Below are 2,716 nucleotides of genomic sequence, written 5' to 3' on the forward strand. Positions count from 1 at the left end.
GTTCACCCTGCCGGTGCTGCACGCGATGCGCCAGGAGGACGAGGTCGGCGCGCGCCTGCGTGAGCTGCTGACCGGCCCGGTGACCGAGGACGCGGTGGTGGAGGAGTGCCTGGATCTCATCCAGCGTTCCAACGGCCGTGAGCTGGCGGAGCGGGACGTGGGGCATTACCGCAGCCTGGCCGAGGCGGAGCTGGCGAAGCTGCCGGCCAACGAGGTCACAGAGGCGCTGCGCCACCTGCTGGCCTTCTCGCTGGACCGCCTGGGTTAGTTCGGTTGCGCTTGGGCTGTTGCCCGTGTGTTTCGCGGTTGTTCCGCCTTCCTTTTAAGGGCGTCAATACCTGGCCCGAGCAGCGCGTTTAGGGAATCTTCTCGGCGCATAGTAGGGTATTGAGCGCACCAAGTGGTGTACGCCAGATTGTCCGAGCGGCCAAAGGAAGCGGACTGTAAATCCGCCGGCTTATGCCTTCGTTGGTTCAAATCCAACATCTGGCACAGACGAACTCCGTCAGGGAAAACCCTGGCGGAGTTTTTGCGTTGGTGGGGCGTGGTGCTGACTCCGGGGTTGGGGTCCCAAAGCGGTGCGTGAAAAAGTGAGGGTGTTGCTCGTCGCGTTTTGCTGGCACCATGGGGGTCTACGTTCTTTAGAAAGGAGCAGACATGGCAAAGCTAGATGGCAAGTGCATTGGTGTTCTCGCGACGAATCGTTTCGAGGACAGTGAGTTCAGCTCCCCGATTGAGGCTGTCCGCCAGGCAGGCGGCGCAGTGACTGTCCTCAGCCCTGGTGGCGAGAAGATTGAGGGCAAGAACGGTTCTACCTCTGAGGCGGATGCCTCTACCGAAAGTTCCCGCGACGCTGAGTTCGACGGGATTATCCTTCCGGGCGGTACCGGAAACGCCGACCAGCTGCGCATGGACGAGGCAGCGGTCGAGATCGTGAAGAAGCACGTCGAGGCCGGAAAGCCGCTCGCGGTGATCTGCCACGGTGCGTGGATTCTGACCGACGCGGACGTCCTCCGCGACCGTACCCTGACCTCGTACCCGTCGTTGAAGACTGACCTCCAGAACGCTGGCGCGACCTGGGTCGACGAGGAGGTCCACGTGGACAACGGCCTGGTCTCTTCCCGCACTCCGGCTGACCTTGAGGCCTTCAACGCGAAGCTGGTTGAGGAGTTCGCCGAGGGGCAGCACTAAAACCTGCTGCGCATTGGAGCCGGGTCCCATTTGGGGCTCGGCTCCTTTTTCTTTTGGGGCGAGAAGACTCCACCGGGGCACGGGATAGCGGGGCGCTCCCCGCGAGCGAGCTGGGGGTCAGCTAGCTGTCGAGCTCGCCCTGGTCCCGCGGTTCCCGGGGCTGATCGGGCGACTCCAGCGAGCGGTCGCGCAGCTCCAGCGTGGTGCCTGGCGGCAGGGCCTCCAGCAGGCGAATCTTCGCCAGCAGCGGGTTCTGCTCCAGCACCTTCGCCGTGCCCATGCGCGCACGGGTGATCTTCACCTCGGTGCGTGCCCGCTCCAGCTCGCTGGCAGCGGTGAGCTTATCCACCTCAACCTGGCTCAGCGCCTCGGCCACCCCGTGCGGCAGGGAGAGGTCCTTGAGGTGAACATCTCCCAGCACCTCGATGCCGACCGCCTCGCCGGCCTCCCGCGCAGCCTCTGCGACGGGGGAGAGGTCGATGCGCTGACCGATGAACTCCGCCAGCGGCTTCGTCGCCACCAGCTCCCGCAAGGCGATCTGGGCGGCCAGGTAGACCTCCCGGTCAGGCTCATCAGCGGCGGTGAGGAAGGCTACCGGATCACTGACCCGCACGGTCAGCACAAAGGTGAGGGTGACGTCCTGCCCCTCGGCGGTGGGGATCCGCTGCGGGGCGAAGGAAAGCTGGCGGCGGCGCTGATCGACCTGCACGAAACGGTCGGCGGGCAGCGCAAACCCCGGACGGGAGAGCGTAGTCACCTCGCCGTCGCGGGAACGCAGCACAACGTGCCCGGGCAGCGGGATCGGGCTGCGCGGGAAGGACGGGCGCCACGACAGCGGCGCGTCGGCCTCGACGTACTCTATGCGGGAGCCGAAGTTGCGGTTGCGGTTGAAGAACATGTGTCACCGCCAGACTCGTCAGCACGCACAGCACAGGCGATCGTGAAGTTGAAGATTCCGCGCCGCGTGGGATTCGCAGGCGGCGGGGCGTCGGCGCGTCGGAACGCTCGAAAGCACTCGTCGGGGCCGGGCCACAGGCCGCAAGCGAAGGGCTCCCGGGCGGCGCGGAATAAAATGAACAAGAGGACTCGAACCTCCTTGCCCCGTGAGGGGTGTGCCACGCGCCGCCGGTGCATCATCCGGAAAGCGCCTGAATGTAATCCCCAGGACACCCCTTAACACCCGAAAACGGCGCAACTAGAAACTATAAAACAGCTGGCCCACCCGGCGGAAAATGCAATCACGCGACCCACCGCCTAATGCCAGCCAAGACGCACCCATACCGACCGCGGAAACCAGCTACGACGTGCAGATTTGTGCTTCTCGTTGGAAACTGGTTATGCTACTTCAGGCTTCGATCAACGGGCCAAAGCGGATTACTTCGCTAGGTTCGGTCGATTTAAGTTGCGCCCCCTTAGCTCAGTCGGCAGAGCGTTTCCATGGTAAGGAAAAGGTCGACGGTTCGATTCCGTCAGGGGGCTCTGTCATTTTATATGGCCGTCACGTGACCCGTTTACGCTGGCCGTG

The 2,716-nt window shown here is 64.0% G+C and carries 2 protein-coding genes, 2 tRNA genes and 1 pseudogene; 4 read left to right on the forward strand and 1 reads right to left on the reverse strand.

Translation table 11 applies throughout. The features are described 5' to 3' along the window. From Q1V78_RS03660 to Q1V78_RS03670, 3 genes and pseudogenes are all read left to right on the forward strand, one after another. Positions 1 to 268, forward strand: a pseudogene (locus Q1V78_RS03660) (polyprenyl synthetase family protein); the annotation flags it as partial. Between the two features lie 141 nt (positions 269 to 409). Further along, a tRNA-Tyr gene (locus Q1V78_RS03665) sits at positions 410 to 492 on the forward strand. A gap of 165 nt (positions 493 to 657) precedes the next feature. Then, a complete protein-coding gene (locus Q1V78_RS03670) occupies positions 658 to 1,191 on the forward strand; it encodes a type 1 glutamine amidotransferase domain-containing protein (protein ID WP_300611728.1) in 534 nt (177 codons plus the stop codon). A gap of 121 nt (positions 1,192 to 1,312) precedes the next feature. Here Q1V78_RS03670 and Q1V78_RS03675 read toward each other — a convergent pair whose 3' ends face one another. Beyond that, a complete protein-coding gene (locus Q1V78_RS03675) occupies positions 1,313 to 2,089 on the reverse strand; it encodes an SPFH domain-containing protein (RefSeq protein ID WP_300611730.1) in 777 nt (258 codons plus the stop codon). Between the two features lie 508 nt (positions 2,090 to 2,597). On the opposite strand from Q1V78_RS03675, the gene Q1V78_RS03680 reads away from it, so the two are divergent. Then, positions 2,598 to 2,670, forward strand: a tRNA-Thr gene (locus Q1V78_RS03680). Positions 2,671 to 2,716 lie beyond the last annotated feature (46 nt).

This window comes from Corynebacterium sp. (assembly GCF_030152825.1).
Lineage (GTDB): Bacteria > Actinomycetota > Actinomycetes > Mycobacteriales > Mycobacteriaceae > Corynebacterium.

What these genes read in the sequence shown, in the direction of transcription:
- Q1V78_RS03670 (WP_300611728.1), top strand. Translation starts at nt 658, where the DNA reads ATGGCAAAGCTAGATGGCAAGTGCATTGGTGTTCTCGCGACGAATCGT.
- Q1V78_RS03675 (WP_300611730.1), bottom strand. Translation starts at nt 2,089, where the DNA reads ATGTTCTTCAACCGCAACCGCAACTTCGGCTCCCGCATAGAGTACGTC.